The sequence below is a fragment of the Spiroplasma endosymbiont of Dactylopius coccus genome, from assembly GCF_977110965.1.
Genome location: NZ_OZ373019.1, coordinates 615786 through 635275, shown reverse-complemented (window position 1 = coordinate 635275; position 19490 = coordinate 615786). Strand labels below are relative to the sequence as shown.

Below are 19490 nucleotides of genomic sequence, written 5' to 3'. Positions count from 1 at the left end.
AATGAAAAATTTGTTTAAACGTAATATTAAAACACAAATTTTAAAATCACAAGATATGTTAGTTAATAATTCAAATCCAGAAAAAATCATTGATAATCAAAATAAAAAAAAGTATAGATTTAAAAAATGGTTTAAACTTAAAAAAAATAATGTTTTTTTACAAGAAGTAGCAAAAAATAAATCGAAAATGAAACGAGTAAAAAAGAAAAAAGCATTGTTATGTTGAAAAAAAACAAATCAAAAAATAAGTTTTATTAAAAATAAAATCAAAGATAAATCAGTAAATTTTGGTTTTAAATCATGAGTTACGCTTGCTTATCCATATTTATTGGTGATGGTAATTTTAATTGTATTGCCATTATTAATTGTAATTTTATATTCAATTATTAAAGCAACTAATAATGCTTGAATATTTCGTTTTACATTTAGTAATTTTAATGATTTTTTTAAAGAAAATAGTTATGTTATGGTTTTATTACGTTCAATTGGTTATTCATTTGTTGCCACTTTAATTGCTGTTATTTTTGGTTATCCCATTGCTTATATTATGACTTTTATGTCAACAAAAATTGCTTCAAAAAATATTTGAGTTTTAGTTACTTTACCAATTTGAATTAACATTTTATTACGTACAATTGGATTACAAATTATTTTTAGTATTTTAGGTCCTAATGTTTTATTAGGAACTCCAATTGGTATTATTTTAGCAATGGTTTATATGTTTATGCCTTTCGTTATTTTACCAATCTATAATTCTTTAGAAAAAACAGATCGCAATTTATTAGAAGCAAGTCAAGATTTAGGAGCTTCTAAGATGAAAACATTTTGAAAAGTTACCTTTCGTTTTTCAGTGCCTGGTATTGTTTCTGGTTTTACTTTAATGATGTTAAGTGCTATGACTTCACTAGTAGTAGTTAAATATATTGGTGAAGGAAAAACTATTTTAATTGCAAATATTATTGAATCATATTTTTATCGTGGTGCTAATTTTGCTTATGGTGCTGCTATTTCTGTTATTTTAGGTATTATTATTTTAATTATTATTTTTACTTTAAAAGCGATTGGTAGTTGAGCTAATGGTAAAAAAATAGGAGGTATTAATTAATGAGATCTTTTTTTAAAAATAGTTATTTAGCTATTATCTTTTTATTATTTTATACTCCAATTTTAGTTTTAATGATATTCTCTTTTAATGGTAGCGATTCAGTTCGTAGTTGAAATTCTTGATCATTGCAACCTTATTACGATTTATTTCAACAAAGTGAACTTTGAGAATCGGTTAGTGTAACATTAATTGTTGCTTTTATTTCTACTTTTGTTGCTGTTATTATTGGTACGTTTGCTGCTTTGGGTTTAAGTAAAACAAAAAAAATAACACGTAATATTACTTTAGGGATTACTAATATTCCTTTAGTTAATGCTGATATTGTTACTGCTGTTTCTTTAATGTTATTATTTATGGCATTTGGTTTTAGTTTTGGTCTTGGAACATTAATTTTCGCTCATATTTCTTTTAATATTCCTTATGTTATTATTACTGTTTTACCAAAAATTAGATCAATAAATATGTCACAATTAGAAGCAAGTCAAGATTTAGGTGCGACCCCTTGATATACGTTACGCAAAATTGTATTACCAACAATTAAACCAGCAATTATTGCTGGAGCAGCTATTGCGTTTGCTATGAGTTTTGATGATTTTTTAATTTCTTATTTTACTGGCGGTAATACTTCTAACGTTTCAACTTTTATTTATTCTTTAAAACGAATTAAGCCTTATATTAATGCTTTTTCAACAATAATTATTTTATTAATTGCAGTACTTATTATTTCTTGAAATACTTATGTTCTTTGCAAAAAACAAATTAAACAACGTAATGAAAAAATTGATAAAGGTATTTATCATGATAAAAAAATTATTAAAACTGAGAAGTTGTTAACTAAATATTATTTACAATTAAATGGTTTTAACTATAAAAAGGTTAAGAGTAAAGGTAGAAAACGTAAATCATTATATAGTGATGGTAATTTTGAAATTGTAACTGAGCAAGATATTATTAAAATTCAGGATTATATTAAAAATCACCCGAAACTTATTAATCAAATTTCTAAACTTGAAGCAAAACTTGAGATGGAATCAATTTGAATTGAACATATAAAGAATAAGATTAAAAAAAAGAAAGAGTTAAAAGAAGAACGCTCAAAATCAAGAAGAGAGAAATATCGTTTTTTACTATGACCGTGAAAATTAATTATGATTAGTATCATCTTATTATCAAGTTTTATTAGTTTGGGTGCTTTCTACATTTATACTAATGTTTATGATTTATCAATTGCTAATTGAGGCGAGTATATGAATCCCAATATTTTAAAAGAATTTGAAAATAAATATCAAGTTAAAATAAAATATTCAACTTTTGATGATAATGAATCATTGTATGCTAAATTGTATACTACTAGTTATGATGTAATGGTTCCTAGTGATTATATGGTGGCTAAATTAGCAAGTGAAGATAGACTTTTTCCAATTGCATCAAAAAATTCTGCAGGTGATATTGAGTATGATAGTAGAATTGATTTTAATCCCAAAGAAGATATTAATCATGATTTATATGAATTAATGAATAATTATCGAGTTGAAAATAGTGATGGAATTTTAAATGAATTTGGTTTAAATAGTTATAGTATTCCTTATTTTTGAGGTGATGTTGTATTAGTAATTAATATTACTAATACAAATAATCTTAGTGATCTTGGTATTAAAGCTGATGGTTCAAATGTTCAATGAAGTGTTTTAACAGATGCTGCAAAATTAGGTAAACGTATCGTTTTAAATGATGATATGCATAACTTATTTATGACTGCGCTTACTGATTTACACTATAAAAATAAATGAGGAGAAAATAACGGTTCAGGTCAATATAATCAAGTAGGAAATGAATTTAGTGATAATATTAATGCTCATAGTCCAATTGAAATTAAAGATGCAAGTGACTGGTTAGAACCAGTTATCAAAAATAAAAATACAAAATTATTAAATGATGATATTGTTGATGAAATTAGTAATGAAAATAAGTGGGATGTAGCAATGATGTATAATGGTGATTTATTATCTGCAATTGCTGATGATCCTGATTCTTATAATGGTAAGTACCTTGTTGTTAGACCATATATGGGGACTAATGTTTGAAATGATGATATGGTAATTAGTAAAGATTCTCCTCATAAAGATTTAGCTTTTAAATTTATTAATTATATAATGCAAAAACAAACACAAGTTGATTTAAGTAGTGAATTTGGTTATACCTCACCTTTACAAGCAGCCATGGATGAAGTTAGTACTAATTTTTCAGCAGAAATTTGAAAGCATGTATATATTCCAAAAAATGGCCAATTACCTGATCCATTAGATCCAAGTAAGCATCATGAAGGATATTTTAACGGTTTATATACTCGTAGTTTTGACCCGCAAATGCAAACCGCTTATAATAGATTATTAGCACGTTAATAAAATAAATTGTAATATTAAGTTTAAAAAAATATAAAAAAATATTGTAACTTATAGTATAATTTAATACGAAAGGGGTTAATTCATTGTGGCACGTCGTAAAAAGTGAGAAAAAGAAGACAAAGAAAAAATATGAAACTATTCTATTCAAAAAATGGAGAAATATTTTAAAGGATTATCTGAATTTTGAACATTGAATGTGCAAGTTCCTTGTCCGTGGTGTTGTTTGCCAATGATAAAAGGTGCTTATCAAGGTAAACAACCAACTTCAGCATTTGCTTGAAATATTGATCACATTGATGGTGATCCAAATAATAATAGTTTAGAAAATTTACAACCAATGCATGTTGAATGTAATATTAAAAAAAATTAATTTTTATCTTAATTAAGAAAAATTATTTTGAAAATTATTTTACTATTAGTGTTCTTTTTAATTAAAAATATTCAATCTTTTTTTAAAAAGAATATTGTCTTTTTTTATAATAAGTGTAATATTATTTTTAAGGACAGAGTATTTCTTTCCTTATAATTTTAATAGGTGTATAGCAAAGTTTATATAATTATTAAAATTATTAATATTAAAATATAAAAACTAAATTTAATTGGTTTACTTTAAACCTTACTTTTTTTTATTAAAACTAAGGTTTAAACTATTTTAATATTTTTTCCTATTTTAATATTTTAGTTAAAAATAGCAAGTTAAAGCGTTAATCTATATTTTTCACTTTAGATTATTTTAAAAATAATGCTAGGAAAGGATTGTTAAAATGAAATATAAAATAAATAGTAATAGCCCGAGTAAAGATATGGTTAATCAGGATAAACATAAAAAGATAAAAACAGGATCTAATTCAATATATACAATTAATGTTAAAAAAAATAAGAAGAAAAGAATCTTATTATTTTCGTTGTATTTATTAGCATTTGGTTCTACAACAGTTACTACGATATTACTCTTACATACTACTGCTTCTTTCAATAATTCTGAATTTAATCCGAATTCTAATAATAAATTATGAGATGAATATTATCAAAAACATCATCGTAACTCTGGACCTATTAGTTTAGATTCTACTATTGCTTATTTTGGTAAATCAACAAATATTGTTAATTTTAATGTTATTGAAAATGCTGCTGATAATGGTAATATTGATTTTACAAATGTTTTAAGTAGTATTGATAATAATTTACAAAAAACTGATCCTAAAATTGAAAGTGATGTTGATAATGATAATTCAACTTTATTACCAATTAATTTTTTCTTAAATGCTAATTATAATCCAGCAGTTAACTTTACTGTTGGTAAGGATAAAAAGTCGATAACTAATACTTCTTTTACTTTGCCAAAGAATTTTAATGAGTCTAAAAGTTATGTTTTAAACTTAACAACTAATGATCAAGCATCAATTTTTGGTATTAAAAATACTAACGTTAATATCGAAATTAATATTAATATTATAAATCAAGTTGCAATTAATATTGCTAGTTTACCAGTTAACTTTCTTAATAAAATTATTAATATTACTAATCCTGAAAATGCTACTATTGATTCAATAAAAGATAAATGATTAATTCCAACAATTCAAGAACAATTTGAAACAATTTTAAGTAAAGCATTAAATGTACCCAAAAAAGAAATTAAACCTAGTTATTACAAAATTGAATTTCAAAATGGTTCAGAACCACAAAACTTTACTAAAAGTGTTCCTGTTCAATTTTCAATTACATCTTTAGATAATAATCCTTGAAACTTTACAGGAAAAAAAGATAATTGCACTATAAATGTTAAAAATGATATTGCTGATTTAAGTACTATGAAAGAATTAACTAATGAAATTGAAACACAATATAATAATGATAAAGATAATAAAAACTTTCAAATTACTTTAGATAATCAAAAAGATAAAAATGGTAATTTTATTAATGCCGATAGTAAATTATCAGAAGAAGATGTTAAATTTGTTAATAGTCAAATTATTGAGAGTGTAAAGAAGATTTGTCAATCTTATTTCCAAAAAAATTATTCAGATCTTAATATTAAAGATAGTGATTATACAATATCAACAAATTTAAAATTTGGTTATAATATTTTTAATAATAAATTAGGTAAAAATATTGAAATAACAATAAAAGCTGCTGATAATAGTTATAAATTAGATGGTTCTTTAAGTGCTAAAGCTATTGTTCATGGTCATAATAAAAATAATATTACTGGTAATTATCCTTCGCCAAAAGATTTTGCATTAAAAGGTATTTGATTAAAAGATGGTCAAGATGCAAATATTTTACAAGAAGGTCAACATTTTTATGAACAAGATAATTTATTAGGTAATTGAATTACTAATAAAGATAGTTTATTAAATACAATTAATAACAATTCTTATCATCCAGTTGAGAATGCATTTACTGGACAGTTCACTATGAATTATTTATTAGATGGTGACACAAAACCAAATGGTATGTCAGTTGATATTAGTAAAGAAATTAAAGGTGGTAAGGCAAATAATTTTTGAGATTTAATTACTAAAACAAAAAGTATTTTTTTAGAAACCGATGTTGCAGTAACAACAAAATCGGGTTGAGAGTTAAATAATGTAAAACTAGTATTTACTGACAGCGAAACACAACCAACTAAAGATAATACACTTTATACTCTTGATTTATCAGAAAGGTTTGCTGGCAAAACTATTAGTGATCGTGCTACTTTAACATTCCCTGATTTTAATTTTAATTTTAATTACCAGTTAGTAAGTTAAAAAAAGGAAAAAGTAATATGAAACAATTATTAATCATTTTAAGTACATTAACAACATTAACTTTGGCAAGTAATAGTATTATTAATACTATTGATGCTACTAATACTACCATTAATAAATTATTAGCAAATAAATCATCAATAAGTGATTCTGTAACTTCATTATTTAATAATCAATATGGCTATTTAAATGATAGTGATATAATAACTAATCAATCAATAACTGATCATAAGTTTTATAGTTATGACACATCAGCTTTAAAAAGTTATACTTTTGCTAATGCAAGAGATGTTTTTTTAGTAAATAATGAAGGAACTTTAATTTATAATCCTGATGTTATTATTCCTGCTGATCAAAAATTAAATATTGAAAATACGATGCAAGAAATGATTAGTCATAAAAAAATAACTACAGTTAAAGCAAATTACAATTCTTATAGTAATAGTCAGTATTCATCTACTGATTTTAGTGGTGATAATACTGATTGACAATATTTGCAATTTGGTGGAATTGAAAAACATATTGATATTTCACAACAAGTAGGTGCTGATAAAGTTGAATATAGCAATAGTTTAAGCGAAACATCAGGTTTATATTATATTGCTAAAGCAGTAATTGAAAATAAGATTAGTCAGTCAGTTGCTATTAATTTGGGAATATATTTTATAGCACAAAGTAGTTTAAAAGGAAAAATTAATAATGAATTAATTACTAAAATTATTGATTTAATTATTAATAATAAATACGTTTATAATTTTATGTTAAATATGCCATTTTCAAATGATGATACAAGTTATGTCATTAGTTATATTTTTGATCATAATAATAATATTATTGAGTTAAATTATAATCATTATAGTTACGAAAAAAGTAATACAAGTAATTTTGAAACTCATGTTAGTCCTGGTCCTTTTGCTTCAGTTGATTATACAGGTGATATTTATATTAATTATCAGGATTTATATTATTTAATTAATAATCAAAATAATTGAGATGTAATTTATAAGTATTTTATTAATGGAAACTTATTTGATTATAGTAATATGAAGCATGAAATTGGTGATAATTGAACTTTTAAAAATTTTTGAAATTCTATATTTAAAGATAATTTAACAAAATTTTTAAATAATGTGGCTGTTAATGGAATAATAATTCATATTGACTGTTATGGTACAGATATATGACATCCTTCTTTAATTAATACATTTTATATTAAAAGTATTTCTCAATGAAATTAAGTACTTACATACTAAATTTAGTTTTTAAAATAAGCATTTTATTAATCTTCTTAAATAAAATTAATAAAGTGTTATATTTAGTATAGATTAGTCAGATATTTTTTATAAAATAATTTTTAGTAAACTTAAAACGAAAGGAGAATGTAACATGAAACAATTACTAATAACATTAAGTACATTAACAACATTAACTTTAACAAGTAGTATTATTAATACTATTGATGTTACTAACACTACCGTTAATAAACTATTAACAAATAAATCATCAATAAATGATACTTTATCTTCAGTGTTCAATAATCAATATGGTTATTTAAGTAGTAGTGATTTTGAATTACTAATCAAATAGATAATAACTATTATAGTTATGATACTAGTCATGCTGATTATTTATTAAGTGATGGTAAGACATCAGCACGAACATTATTTACTGTTGATAATAAAGGTGAATTAGTTTATAAACAAGGATGCTGTAATACCACCAAAAGATAAAGTCGAAGTTGATGCTACTAAACAAGAAATGATTACTCATAAAAAATTACCACAGTTAAAGATAAATATAATCCATATAGTAAAAGTGAATATTCTCACACATATTTTAGTGATGATAATACTGATTGACAATATATTCAATTTGGTGGCGTTGAAAAACATATTGATATTTCCCAACAAGCAGGTGCTGATAAAGTTGAACATAGCAATAGTTTAAGTGAAACATTAGGTTTGTATTATATTGCAAAAGCAGCAAAAAATAATTTAATTGATAATACTATTGCTAATAAAATAGGTCAATATTTTATGACACAAAGTAGTTTAAAAGGGCAAATTAATGATAATTTAATTAATATTATTATTAATTTAATTAGTAACAATAATAATATTTTTAATTTTATATATAGTGCACCAATGAACGTAAATGATAAAAATTATTCAATTAATTATATTTTTGATAAAGATAATAATTTAATTGAAGTTTATTATAATGAGTTTGATAAATCAAATATAGAAAATAACTTAAATTATAAATGAAATGACTCATATAATTGATTTAGTTCAATGAAATACTTTTACTAATAAATATCCAACTTTTAATTTTGATGCTAATTCATATTTAAAAGTTTCAACGGGAAGTGGTAAAGAAGACTATAAATCTCTAAATTCTCAAGTCACAACAACAAATATAAAAACTAATCAACAAAAAGATATTGATAATTCAATTTTTCAAGTTAATATTAGTACGTGACCACCATATGATCCAAATTACCCAGGAGGTGTAGGAACTGCCATTGATATTTATTTAGAACTTTGACATGATGATAATAATATTTATTGAAAATGACATATAATGACAGCTACTTTTTTAGGATCAACTTCATATTCTGATATTAAATTAATTATTTATTATTAAATTTAATTATGATTTTAAAAATGGTAAAAAGTAAAAGAAGGTATTGTAAATGAAACAGTTTTTATTAACTCTAAGTACAGTAACAACATTAACAATAGCAAGTAATACAATGTTTAATAGTATGATGATAGTAGTTCAAAAAAATAATATTGCTAGTAAAAAGAAAATACTACCTGTCATTCCAATAGATCAAAATAAATCATTATTTAATAATCTGGAATGGCAACACTTTTTAGGACTATTTTTTGGTAGACACTTGTTCTTGATATTTGATAGGAGTTAAGTAGTTTAAAGTGCTGTGGATTCTTATGTTGTTGTATCAATTGATATAATCAAATAATTCTAATTTTAATTGGATTAATGATGTAAAATTTTTATCATTAATAAATTCAGTTTTGAAAGTTTTAAAAGTTGCTTCAGCAACAGCATTATCATAAGGACAACCTTTTTTGCTTAAAGATCGAGTAATATTGAATGCTAATAAAAGATTATTAATAATTTTATTGTTAAATTCATTACCTCGATCACTATGAAATATTTGGATATCTTTTAAACAGCGATTTGATTGCATAAATGCTTGATATACTAGTAATGCATCTTTTTTAACTCCAACACTATGTCCAATAATTTCGCGGTTAAATAGGTCTATTAATAGGCAAATATAGTTTCATTTACCATTAACTTGAACGTAAGTTAAATCACTAACAATAACTTCATTTTTAACCCTATTATTAAAGTTTCTATTAACAAGATTGGTTATTTGACTATTATTGACTTTATTATGATGATTTTTGAATGATAATTTAGTGTATTTTGATATTAAATTATGCTTATTCATAATTTCTTTAATTTTTCTGCGTGATAAATAAATTTCTTGGTTTTCTAAAATTTTTTTTAATCTTCTAGTACCATAAACTTCTTTATTTTCTTTAAAAGCACTAATAACAGCTTCATCATACATATTATTTTTGATTTTATTTTCTTTTTTCTTTAAGTTAAAATAATATGTTGATTTAGATATTTTCAAAAAACGACACATTGTGCGAATTTTATATTTAACTTTATTTTTAGCAATAATTTCTACTTTCTGCCTATTATTAGTGCTGCTTGCTTTAAAATATCATTTTCCATTCTTAATTGTTTTAATTCTTTTCTTAATTTAATTAATTCATTTTCTTCAACAGAACGATTATCTTTAATTTTAAAACTACCTGAATTAGTAAATTGCTTAATTCAATTATAAGTAGCTGCTCTTGTAACATTGTACTCTTTAGCAAGACAAGACACTGACTTACCGCTTTGATATAAAGCTACTATTTGTTTTTTAAATTCATCTGAATATGAGTTAATATTGGCCATAATTATACTTCCTTTCTTTTCACTAATTTGTTCACTTGTCTACGTAATTAGTGTCCAATAAAGTGTAACCCATCCATTTCAAACTATTTCTAATTTGATGAACGATGCATAATTGATGTTCTGTTTTAGGATAAACTGATTGTATTGCTTCTGACATTCCTGTTAAATTATCACTACAAGCAATAAGAATATCATTTAAGCCTCGATTTTTCATTTCTGTGAAATTGGCTAATCAAAATTTAGAACCTTCATTTTCACTAATTCATAAGCCTAAAACATCTTTTTTACCTTCTAAATCAACTCCTAAAGCTATATACACAGATTTGTTAATAATGCGTTTATCTTGTCGTATTTTAACTACTATGCAATCAAAATAAATAATCGGATAAATACTATCTAATGGTCGATTTTGCCATGCTTTTACATCATCAATAACATCATCAGTAATTTGACTAATAACACTTTCACTAATATCAGCACCATGATATAACTCTTGTAATTGCATTCTAATATCTGATAATGTCATACCTTTTGCATATAAAGAAAGAACTTGTTGATCAAAACCATCAAATCTTCTTTGTCTTTTTGCAATTATTAAAGGATTAAAATTACTATTGCGATCTCGTGGTACATCAATCTCAATTTTACCTTGTTGAGTTATTAATTTTTTTGAACTTATACCATTACGAGCATTGTCACTATTACTATGTTGATTCTTATCATATCCTAAATAATTTTGCATCTCAGAATTCAACATTTTTTCTACTAATCTTTTTGTTAATTCTTTATACAAACCTCCCTCTTTAAAAACTGTTGTTAAATCTTCAGTATTTTCTAATAATAAATCTACTGCTTTTGATATTGGATCATTATTATTAATATTTTGCTTTTTAGCCATCTGTAATTCACTCTTTCTAGGTTTATTATAGAATTAATTAAACATAGTTATTTTTGTAAGTTACACAGATTACTAAACATTACCGACATTTCTCGTATTATGTTTAATCATAATTTTATTCAATATGGCAAAAAAATCAAATTCTTATTTATAATGTAAATCGTTGAGCTAAACCTTTGAGTTTACTTTTTGAATTAAATTTTGAAATTGATAAACCTTTAAGTTTTTATATTCAAGGTTTTATGTTTTATTTTAGTTATGAGGGTTTTTCTACATTTACTGGTGATTTTTCTTTTAGTTTTTTAGATTATGTTGGTGATACTAAATATGTTTTTAAAGGTGCAATTGATAATACTACTTTTAGTCAAGATTTATATAATTTTATATCTATGCCGGTGCGTGTTCCAAATTTAAGAACCTGTTTAGGATCTTTTTTAACTTATTTTTGATTAAATTAATATCATAAATGTTATTTTATAGTTGAAAAATAAATTTTTAATCGATAAGTTGTCAAATGATAAAATCTTTTTAACAAAAAAATGACAAAGAAAATAAAATGTTAATTAACTGTCAGGTTAGAAATAATTATTCCCTTTTTTAGTTTAATTATGTTTAAAAGATTCCAAACAGGTTCTAAGACATTTAACTGTATTTTTTGATATTCACGGAACTACAGATTTAACTATTTCACCAGATGTTTTATTTGGTCAAGTTAATATTTTTTCAAGTGAGAAAGTAACACCAGTTCCACCAAATAGTCCTTTTAATCCTGAGTATGAACGAGTTAGTTGATATGATGTTTTTGGTCAATTGCGTAATGCTTTTAGATGAGTACTTTATGGTGTTGTTGGTAAAGTTTTACCCGTTGAACCTTTAAGAGAATTTTTTGCTAAACTTGACGGATTATTGAGACGTATTTTTGATGATACTATTAGTTCTGTTTTAAATGTTGATTTTACTAGTGGTTTAGAACAAGTTTTAACTTTATGAGTATTTTTAAAAGCAGTAGGATTTTTAGTTGGTTAGGAGTTTATTATGAAAAAGAAAGATTTATTTGAAATTTGTAGTGGAGTTATTTTTTGTTTTTTAATATCATCGCTTACTGCGTTATTTTTTGATTTTGATGTAGACAAATTAAAGTTATTTTTTGAAAATGCTAGTTTTGGTTCAAAAATTTTAATTTTCTTTTTTGATTTTATTTTTCCCTTTATTTTAAGTTCATATTTTGTAGAGTTTTGTTTTTGAATTAAAAATAAGTTTAAAAATAAAAGTAAGGTGGTTAAATAATGCCTTGATATGGTTATTTACTTTTAGGAGTTATATTATTAATAATACTTTATCCATTTTTAATAACTAGAAAAAATATAAAGATATTACAACGTGTAGGTAGTTATATTATTTCAGCACCACCACGTACTGGTAAATCTGCTCTTGCATGTTGTTTAGCACAAAAACACAAAGGTAGAGTAGTAAGTCCTATTCCTATTAAAGTTCTTAATGAATATAGTTATCGTTGTTCTTATGATGATGTTTTTAAATTTAATCAATTAAATAGTAATTATGCTTTTAAAGAGTGTGATATGGTTGTTTTAGATGAGTTAGGTTTGAAAATTAATAGTAATGATTTATCACCCGAATTTAAAGAAACACAAGAAAGTTTAGGAATGTTTTGTAAGTTAATAGGTCATAATTTAATGGAATTATGTATATGATTGAGCAACACCCCGATAGAATACCAAAGCAAGCACGTGAAAAAGTGGAATATATTGTTCAAGTTAAAAGAATGCGTATTTTGTTATTTTTAGTTAAGTTTAAACTAAATATTTATACTAATGTTGATGATTATAATAAAGTTGTATTATCTAAAAGACAAACAAAGCGAATAATTAAACGTGGTGGATTACCACCTAGTTATAGTGGTTAAACTATGACTTTTAGTTTATGATTTCCTAGGTCTTATTTACAAAGATATAATAGTCGTGCTTTAAATTATATTCATTCGTTAAAGAGTGAATTAAGTATTGTTAAAGACTATGAACAATCACAAGCATTAGATTTTACTGTTGATGATATTAGAGCAGTAGGATTAGATAAGTTGGATAATATATTACAAACTGAAAAGAAAGAAACTGAAAATACTGTATGCCGTACTTGTTATTATAGAAATAAATATTCTAAGAACCTGTTTGGAATCTTTTAAACATAATTAAACTAAAAAAGGGAATAATTATTTCTAACCTGACAGTTAATTAACATTTTATTTTCTTTGTCATTTTTTTGTTAAAAAGATTTTATCATTTGACAACTTATCGATTAAAAATTTATTTTTCAACTATAAAATAACATTTATGATATTAATTTAATCAAAAATAAGTTAAAAAAGATCCTAAACAGGTTCTAAGAAAAATAAGAAAGATGTTAAAATAGAGTAAACCTATATTATTGGTCGGAGCCAACCAGAACCTTGGTTGGTTGGCCGTGGCGTTTACGCCACTGGGGTGAGTTGCGAAGCAACTAGGGGGGCAAAGCCCCTATATACTTGATTACTTTTTAAGGTAATAAATCCCCAATCATGTTATTGGGGATTTAGTGTTTTTAATATTTTTTAACATTAAAATGTGTATAATTTATTTTTGTATATATTGTGTGTTAAAAAATAATAAAAAAGATTAAAATATTAAAATTTGAGGAGATGAAGTTAATATGAATAATACAAGTGATATAAATGATAATTTTGTTATTAGTAGAGCAGTACTGTCAGATGTTTCATGTACCTCTTGTGCTAGTGTCATCGAAAGACATTTTACCAAAGAAGATGGTATTACTGTTAGTATCAATTTTGCTACTAAAAAAGCACAATTTAGTTATGATCCTAAGTTTTGAAATGAAAAAAAAATTAAAAAAGCAATGCATCATTTAGGATATGAAATTTGTAAGTTTGAAACTGAGATTAAAGATATAAAAACGAGTCACCAAGTTGATATGAAAGATATTACAGATGATCATAGTAGTCATAGTCATCATAGTAGTCATAGTCATAGTAGTGAACAACATCAATCTCATATGTCAGAACAACATCATAATCATCAACATAATGTTAAATTACGTGATTTAATTGAACTTATTATTGGTTGAATATTGTTACTACCATTATTATTAATTATGATACCTAATACTTCATTTTTTGATAGTTTACGTAATCCTTATGTCCAACTTGCAGTAGCACTTCCAATTCAATTTTATTTTGGTCGTAAATTTTATATTGGTATTTATCGAGAATTAATTAAACAAAAATGACCTGGTATGCATACTTTAGTAGCACTAGGAACAACAACGGCATTTATTTTTTCTATTTATTTAATGATAATTAATAAAACCGAACACTTATATTTTGAAGTTAGTGCTTCAATTATTATGATTGTTTTACTTGGTGATTTAATTAGTGCTGTTGCACAGAAAAGGGCTACTAGTGGCTTAGAAAGTTTAATGTCATTAAAACCAAAATCAATCTTAAAATATGATTATAATACCAAAACAGAAACTTTTATTAATATTGAAGATGTACAATTAAATGATATTTTAATTATTCGAAAAGGTGAAAATATTCCTACTGATGGTCAATTAATTAGTGAAGGAGCATTTATTAATGAATCAATGTTAACTGGTGAATCGCAAGTTATTACAAAACAAGTTAACCAAAATTTAATTGGTGGAACTAATAATGTTGGTGATAGTTTTAGGATGAAAGCAACTAAAATTGGTAAAGACACAGTATTAGCAAGTATTATTAAGGCAGTTGAAGATGCACAATCTCAGAAACCAAAATTACAAAAATTGGCTGATAAAATTTCTGGGTGATTTACACCAACTGTTATTTTAATTGCCATTTTAGTTTTTCTTATTCGTTATTTTGCAGTAGGTAATGGTGTGCAAGAATCATTAGAAATTGCAATTGCAACTTTAATAATTGCTTGTCCTTGTGCATTAGGGATTGCAACACCATTAGCAGTTGCTGTTGGAATTAATAAAGCAGCAAAAATAGGAATCATTTATAATAAGGCTAGTGCTTTTGAAAAAATTACTAAGATTGATACCATTTGTTTTGATAAAACAGGAACATTAACTACTGGTAATTTGGTTATTACTAAAATTTATGGTCAAGAAAAACATGTTAATAAGGCAATTGCTATGGAAAAACATTCAACACATCCTTTGGCTTTAGCTTTTTCTTTATATGCTAATACTAATAATGTTGGACAATCATTGACAATTACCGAAGTTAAAGAACAGATTGGTTTTGGTATTAAAGCAAAATATCAAACTGAAGAATTACAAATTTCATCACTTGAAAATTTACAAAAAGCAAAAATGCCATTTAGTCCATTTCTAAAAACATTTGATTTTGAAACAGTTACTCCTAGCCAGAAAGTATTGGCATTGGCAATTAATAAAGTTGTTACTAATATTTTTATTTTAGAAGATGAATTACAAACAAATGCATTATTAACAATTGAAAAAGTTAAAAAACAGGGAATTGAGGTTATTTTAATTAGTGGTGATAATGAATCACAAACACTTGCTATTGCTAATCGCGTTGGGATAGAAACATACTTTGCTAATGTTACACCACAAGGTAAATCACAAATTGTTGCTGATTTACAAGCAAAAGGAAAAAAAGTAGCGTTTGTTGGTGATGGTATTAATGATGTTATTGCCTTAGAACAATCTGATTTAGCAATTGCAATGGGATCTGGTAGTGATATTGCTAAAAAAATTGGTGATATTACTATTCTTGATAATGATATTAGTATTGTTTATAAGGCTATTGTTTTAACTAAAAAAACTAAAAATAATATTTGAATGAATTTTATTTGAGCATTTAGTTATAATATTATCATTATTCCACTAGCTGTTGTCGGATTTATTATTCCACCGTTGGCTGCAATTGCGATGGCTCTTTCTGATATAACTGTTGTTGGAAATTCATTAATTTTTAAATGAAGAAAATATAAATATTAGATAATATATAAATTAATAATAAATAAAAAAGTACTTTATTTCTTTGAAAAATGTTTGATATGTTAGTAACTTCTTCTAAAAATGAAAATGGAAAAGTATATTGAAATGGTATTGGTGAAAGACCTTATAATTTTGAATTTATACCAATTGCTATGGTTGACCAATTAGTACAAGATGAATTAATTAATAGTAGATTAAATAATGGAACAATGTCAATAGTTGAAGCAATTAGTTTATATGAAAATATTGATACATTAATGGCAAAACAAAAATTAGAACATATTATTAATGAAAATAAATTTTTAAATAAACATTTAGGAGATAATACAAATGATAATGAACAACGCAGTAAGAATTCAATTAATGAAACAAGCACATCTAGCATTAAAGCAAACTCAACAATTAATAAAGAGATGTAGTTGTTGAAAAATATTTCCATTTGTTATTAATAATGGTGCAATTCCTTTAACTGAAACGAGTTATAAATCAATTAATAGTAAAATAAGTGATTTTGGTCAATATGAATTAATATTAACTGGTACTACTCCAGTTGTATGTATTTGGAAAAATAGTACAAAAATATATCAAAAAAATAAAGGTAAAATTAATGAAGAAACACATAAAGTTAATGGTCAAGATGAATTTTATACAAAACAATATAAAATAGGTGATTATTGAAATGCTTATTTAATTGATGATACAAGTGGTGTTGATTTTAGTAATTTACCAAATAATCAAATATTTAAAACAGTACAAACAAAAAGACAATATACTTTTGGATGGGTTACACTTTATTGGACACTAATTACGTAGACAAGTGAACAAATTAGTGAAAAGAAAGGAAGTATAATTATGGCCAATATTAACTCATATTCAGATGAATTTAAAAAACAAATAGTAGTTTTATATCAAATCGGTAAGTCAGTGTCTTGTCTTGCTAAAGAGTACAATGTTACAAGAGCAGCTACTTATAATTGAATTAAGCAATTTACTAATTCAGGTAGTTTTAAAACTAAAGATAATCGTTCTGTTGAAGAAAATGAATTAATTAAATTAAGAAAAGAATTAAAACAATTAAGAATGGAAAATGATATTTTAAAGCAAGCAGCACTAATAATAGGCAGAAAATAAAAATTATTGTCAAAAATAAAGTTAAATATAAAATTCGCACAATGTGTCGTTTTTTGAAAATATCTAAATCAACATATTATTTTAACTTAAAGAAAAAAGAAAATAAAATCAAAAATAATATGTATGATGAAGCTGTTATTAGTGCTTTTAAAGAAAATAAAGAAGTTTATGGTACTAGAAGATTAAAAAAAATTTTAGAAAACCAAGAAATTTATTTATCACGCAGAAAAATTAAAGAAATTATGAATAAGCATAATTTAATATCAAAATACACTAAATTATCATTCAAAAATCATCATAATAAAGTCAATAATAGTCAAATAACCAATCTTGTTAATAGAAACTTTAATAATAGGGTTAAAAATGAAGTTATTGTTAGTGATTTAACTTACGTTCAAGTTAATGGTAAATGAAACTATATTTGCCTATTAATAGACCTATTTAACCGAGAAATTATTGGACATAGTGTTGGGGTAAAAAAGATGCATTACTAGTATATCAAGCATTTATGCAATCAAATCGCTGTTTAAAAGATATCCAAATATTTCATAGTGATCAAGGTAATGAATTTAACAATAAAATTATTAATAATCTTTTATTAGCATTCAATATTACTCGATCTTTAAGCAAAAAAGGTTGTCCTTATGATAATGCTGTTGCTGAAGCAACTTTTAAAACTTTCAAAACTGAATTTATTAATGATAAAAATTTTACATCATTAATCCAATTAAAATTAGAATTATTTGATTATATAAATTGATACAACAACATAAGAATCCACAGCACTTTAAACTACTTAACTCCTATCAAATATCAAGAACAAGTGTCTACCAAAAAATAGTCCTAAAAAGTGTTGCCATTCCAATTTTGATTATACTTTATCATTGTTGATTTGTATAGCAATTTTAGTGTTTTTTTAAAATTTTAATATTTTTTTATATTTAAAAGAGTCAGATTTTAAATCTGACTCTTTTAAGGAATTATCTATCTATCTATTTGTTTTTAGGATTTTCTTTAGCATTAGCTCATAATGCTGCTGCTTTTCCAAAAGCCTCAGTGTGTTTTAATTCTGGGTGTTCTGCTTTAACTTTTGGCAATGTAGCTTTCATAAAAATATTAAAAACAGTAGGTTTTTTTGCTACCATATTTTCCTTCTACTTTCACTTTTCTTATATTATTATTATAATATATTTTAATTATTAGTGTGTTAATAAACTATAAGAGTATATTTTTAAAAATATTAAGTTTTTATTTTTTAAAAACATAATTATTAATAATATATCCAACTCCATGTTCATCATTATTTGGAGCAATAGTTTTACCATATGGTTTTAAAACAATATTAGCATTTTCCATTACTATTGGATGACCAGATACTTCAAACATTGGTAAATCATTAAATCCATCACCAATCGTTAATGCATCTTTAGTGTCAATATTTAAATGATTACATAATCATTGTAGTGCTGAACCTTTATTAATGTTTTTATTACCAATTGAAAAAACATTTGTATGATATTGAACAATTGTTAAATCTGGAAAGTTAGTTTCAAAATTATTAATGAATTTTGTAATTTCATTAGCCTTTCAATATTTTTCTAAAATAACCATTACTTTTGAAATTGGCATTTTAATATCAGTACTATTAGTTAACTTAATAATTTTAATTTGCAGATTTTCAACTCATGTACTTCAACTATTAGCCACATGGTTAACATACAAAGTATCAATACTATTAAAATGTAAAATCATTTGTTTATTATATTTGGTTAATCATTCATAAAGTTTAATTGTTGTTTCTGAATTTAATTGTTGTAAATAAATTCATTTTTGTTTAGTATATGATCAAATTTCAGCGCCATCATTACCAATAATATAACCATCATATTTTTCAGCATTAATCATTTTACCAACACGAATAGCATTTTCACCATATCTACCTGTATTAATTACAACTTTAATATTATTTTTTTGAGCTTTTAAACAAGCATTAATATTAATTTCACTTAAGGCACTGCCACTATCAAATAAAGTACCATCTACATCAGTAAAAATTATTTTTACCATCAATCATTTCCTGCTTTCTTTTTTCTATTATTTTATTAATATTATAAAGATAAAATAATAAAATACTATATATTTCCATAGAATAAAATTTCTTAAATTAAAATAAA

Annotated in this window: 21 protein-coding genes and 2 pseudogenes; 19 read left to right on the top strand and 4 right to left on the bottom strand. The window is 24.2% G+C overall.

Annotated features, from left to right (window positions below; translation table 4 throughout):
- Position 1 precedes the first annotated feature (1 nt).
- The 9 genes from potB to ACXUB0_RS03940 all read left to right on the top strand — a co-directional run bounded on the left by potB (position 2) and on the right by ACXUB0_RS03940 (position 9192).
- On the top strand, positions 2 to 1105 hold the full coding sequence (gene potB, locus ACXUB0_RS03980) for a spermidine/putrescine ABC transporter permease (RefSeq protein ID WP_458257834.1): 1104 nt from the start codon (positions 2 to 4) through the stop codon (positions 1103 to 1105).
- On the top strand, positions 1105 to 3507 hold the full coding sequence (locus ACXUB0_RS03975) for an extracellular solute-binding protein (RefSeq protein ID WP_458257833.1): 2403 nt from the start codon (positions 1105 to 1107) through the stop codon (positions 3505 to 3507). Before potB ends, ACXUB0_RS03975 begins: the two co-directional genes overlap by 1 nt.
- A gap of 88 nt (positions 3508 to 3595) precedes the next feature.
- The gene (locus tag ACXUB0_RS03970; protein ID WP_458257832.1) at positions 3596 to 3880 is read left to right on the top strand and encodes an HNH endonuclease signature motif containing protein; all 285 of its coding nucleotides are present in this window, start codon (positions 3596 to 3598) and stop codon (positions 3878 to 3880) included.
- Between the two features lie 394 nt (positions 3881 to 4274).
- Positions 4275 to 6263, top strand: a complete 1989-nt coding sequence (locus ACXUB0_RS03965; RefSeq protein WP_458257831.1) for a hypothetical protein — start codon at positions 4275 to 4277, stop codon at positions 6261 to 6263.
- A 17-nt stretch (positions 6264 to 6280) separates the two neighbouring features.
- Positions 6281 to 7501, top strand: a complete 1221-nt coding sequence (locus ACXUB0_RS03960) for a hypothetical protein (RefSeq protein ID WP_458257830.1) — start codon at positions 6281 to 6283, stop codon at positions 7499 to 7501.
- Positions 7502 to 7649: 148 nt separating this feature from the next.
- Positions 7650 to 7850: a hypothetical protein gene (locus tag ACXUB0_RS03955; RefSeq protein WP_458257829.1), complete on the top strand. Its 201-nt coding sequence runs from the start codon at positions 7650 to 7652 to the stop codon at positions 7848 to 7850.
- 374 nt (positions 7851 to 8224) lie between these two features.
- A complete protein-coding gene (locus tag ACXUB0_RS03950) occupies positions 8225 to 8575 on the top strand; it encodes a hypothetical protein (RefSeq protein WP_458257828.1) in 351 nt (116 codons plus the stop codon).
- Positions 8532 to 8909 carry a hypothetical protein gene (locus tag ACXUB0_RS03945; protein WP_458257827.1) on the top strand — a complete coding sequence of 126 codons (378 nt, stop codon included), beginning with the start codon at positions 8532 to 8534 and terminating at the stop codon, positions 8907 to 8909. The genes ACXUB0_RS03950 and ACXUB0_RS03945 overlap by 44 nt, the downstream gene beginning before the upstream one ends.
- Positions 8910 to 8958: 49 nt before the next feature.
- Positions 8959 to 9192 (top strand): hypothetical protein, encoded by a 234-nt coding sequence (locus ACXUB0_RS03940; RefSeq protein WP_458257826.1) that lies wholly within the window; start codon positions 8959 to 8961, stop codon positions 9190 to 9192.
- Here ACXUB0_RS03940 and ACXUB0_RS03935 read toward each other — a convergent pair.
- Positions 9148 to 10268 (bottom strand): IS3 family transposase gene (locus ACXUB0_RS03935; protein WP_458257825.1). Its coding sequence is split into 2 segments (ribosomal slippage): positions 9148 to 9992 and positions 9992 to 10268, totalling 1122 coding nucleotides; the frame shifts between segments, so codons are not numbered across the junction. The two genes, ACXUB0_RS03940 and ACXUB0_RS03935, sit on opposite strands and share 45 nt — an antisense overlap.
- 64 nt (positions 10269 to 10332) lie before the next feature.
- Positions 10333 to 11166, bottom strand: a pseudogene (locus tag ACXUB0_RS03930) (IS256 family transposase); the annotation flags it as partial.
- A gap of 176 nt (positions 11167 to 11342) precedes the next feature.
- Between ACXUB0_RS03930 and ACXUB0_RS03925 the strand changes: the two are divergent.
- The 10 genes and pseudogenes from ACXUB0_RS03925 to ACXUB0_RS03880 all read left to right on the top strand — a co-directional run bounded on the left by ACXUB0_RS03925 (position 11343) and on the right by ACXUB0_RS03880 (position 18157).
- Positions 11343 to 11624 (top strand): hypothetical protein, encoded by a 282-nt coding sequence (locus tag ACXUB0_RS03925; RefSeq protein WP_458257824.1) that lies wholly within the window; start codon positions 11343 to 11345, stop codon positions 11622 to 11624.
- 352 nt (positions 11625 to 11976) lie between these two features.
- Positions 11977 to 12192: a hypothetical protein gene (locus tag ACXUB0_RS03920; protein ID WP_458257823.1), complete on the top strand. Its 216-nt coding sequence runs from the start codon at positions 11977 to 11979 to the stop codon at positions 12190 to 12192.
- A gap of 9 nt (positions 12193 to 12201) precedes the next feature.
- Complete coding sequence (locus ACXUB0_RS03915) at positions 12202 to 12453, top strand: hypothetical protein (protein ID WP_174481476.1); 252 nt, start codon at positions 12202 to 12204, stop codon at positions 12451 to 12453.
- On the top strand, positions 12453 to 12971 hold the full coding sequence (locus ACXUB0_RS03910; RefSeq protein ID WP_458257822.1) for a hypothetical protein: 519 nt from the start codon (positions 12453 to 12455) through the stop codon (positions 12969 to 12971). Before ACXUB0_RS03915 ends, ACXUB0_RS03910 begins: the two co-directional genes overlap by 1 nt.
- Positions 12959 to 13090 carry a hypothetical protein gene (locus ACXUB0_RS03905; RefSeq protein WP_458257821.1) on the top strand — a complete coding sequence of 44 codons (132 nt, stop codon included), beginning with the start codon at positions 12959 to 12961 and terminating at the stop codon, positions 13088 to 13090. Before ACXUB0_RS03910 ends, ACXUB0_RS03905 begins: the two co-directional genes overlap by 13 nt.
- Before the next feature lie 3 nt (positions 13091 to 13093).
- Positions 13094 to 13366: a hypothetical protein gene (locus ACXUB0_RS03900; protein ID WP_458257820.1), complete on the top strand. Its 273-nt coding sequence runs from the start codon at positions 13094 to 13096 to the stop codon at positions 13364 to 13366.
- A gap of 503 nt (positions 13367 to 13869) precedes the next feature.
- Entirely contained in the window at positions 13870 to 16185 is a 2316-nt protein-coding gene (locus tag ACXUB0_RS03895) for a heavy metal translocating P-type ATPase (RefSeq protein WP_458257819.1), read from the top strand.
- Positions 16186 to 16235: 50 nt separating this feature from the next.
- Positions 16236 to 16604, top strand: coding sequence for a hypothetical protein (locus ACXUB0_RS03890; RefSeq protein WP_458257818.1), 369 nt, complete (start codon positions 16236 to 16238; stop codon positions 16602 to 16604).
- Complete coding sequence (locus tag ACXUB0_RS03885; protein ID WP_458257817.1) at positions 16516 to 16998, top strand: hypothetical protein; 483 nt, start codon at positions 16516 to 16518, stop codon at positions 16996 to 16998. Before ACXUB0_RS03890 ends, ACXUB0_RS03885 begins: the two co-directional genes overlap by 89 nt.
- 39 nt (positions 16999 to 17037) lie before the next feature.
- Positions 17038 to 18157 (top strand): annotated as a pseudogene (locus tag ACXUB0_RS03880) (IS3 family transposase).
- 151 nt (positions 18158 to 18308) lie between these two features.
- Here the strand turns inward: ACXUB0_RS03880 and ACXUB0_RS03875 are convergent.
- Together ACXUB0_RS03875 and ACXUB0_RS03870 are read right to left on the bottom strand one after the other, a co-directional pair.
- On the bottom strand, positions 18309 to 18461 hold the full coding sequence (locus ACXUB0_RS03875; protein ID WP_458257816.1) for a hypothetical protein: 153 nt from the start codon (positions 18459 to 18461) through the stop codon (positions 18309 to 18311).
- A gap of 103 nt (positions 18462 to 18564) precedes the next feature.
- A complete protein-coding gene (locus ACXUB0_RS03870) occupies positions 18565 to 19383 on the bottom strand; it encodes a Cof-type HAD-IIB family hydrolase (RefSeq protein ID WP_458257815.1) in 819 nt (272 codons plus the stop codon).
- Between the last annotated feature and the right edge of the window lie 107 nt (positions 19384 to 19490).